We start from the raw sequence: 1,033 nt of genomic DNA on the forward strand, positions 1-1,033 counted from the left end.
GGAGATGTACCTACTAGCAGTACATTTTGCGTAATCTGGGCAAACGCTGATTAATTGCTGGTATAATGTCGTCTATCGAAAGATACAAAAACCTGTACTTTTGCGACTGCGCCTAGCTGCGAGCGAGAAGCCTGTTCTAAACGCCCCTGCATTTGCGTGCATCGCAAAGCCAAAAAGAGGGGGCGAGAACTTGGAACAGACGGCACGGCGCCAAGAGCAGCTGCCGGGCGCTTTTAACGGCGCCACCACCAACAGCCAGCACGGCCGCGTCCGCTGGTATCTGGTCCACACCCCCATTGGAAAAGAGCGCGAGACCTGCGAAAAGGTTCGCCGCATTATCCCGCACAACCTTATGCAGGACGCTTTTGTGATGCAAAAGGAGTTCTGGTTTAAGCGGGACGGCGCCTGGTCGCTCCAAACCAAACCCATGTACAAGGAATATTTCTTCGTCGCCACGCACGATGCCGCCGCGCTCGATAGGGCTTTGGCCCAGTTGAGCTTTGGCTGTCGCATCGCCGGCAGTAGGGAGCGGGCGTACATGCCCATGCCGGACGATGCACAGGACTGGTACCGCAGCGTGCTAGATGGCGACGGTGTGGTGCGCAACAGCGTAGCCCGCATAGAAGACGGCGTGTTGCACATAGAGCAGGGTCCCTTGGTGGGGCAAGAGGCCCGCGTTAAAAAGATCGACCGTCATAAACGCTGGTGCCTGGTAGACGTGGGCGAGGGTGACTCCACTTTTAGGGAGCTGCTTGCGCTGGACGTCCCCAGCAAAACGTAAGGGAGACGTTGCACCAGCTATTCGTTCGCATTTTTGAATTTACCGATTGGGGGATCCCTGGGGAACAGGAACGTAAGTTTGACTGTGGCTGCTAAAGAAGTAACAGAGACAAATGCGCCTGTGGGGGCGGCGCTGATTGCTCAGGCCATGGACCGGCGTGAGGGCGCCGGTCGCTACAAGGCCATGCAATCCATCATGGACTGGGATCGCTCGCGCCTGGCCTACCGGGCCATAAAGCGCACGTTCGATATC

1 protein-coding gene is annotated in these 1,033 nt (G+C 57.0%); it reads left to right on the forward strand.

Going from position 1 to position 1,033, the window contains the following annotated elements; translation table 11 throughout:
- Positions 1–190: 190 nt before the first annotated feature.
- Complete coding sequence (locus tag ABHR76_RS10065) at positions 191–781, forward strand: hypothetical protein (RefSeq protein WP_346977661.1); 591 nt, start codon at positions 191–193, stop codon at positions 779–781.
- Positions 782–1,033: the final 252 nt, after the last annotated feature.

The organism is Collinsella aerofaciens (assembly GCF_039752985.1).
Lineage (GTDB): Bacteria > Actinomycetota > Coriobacteriia > Coriobacteriales > Coriobacteriaceae > Collinsella > Collinsella aerofaciens_BT.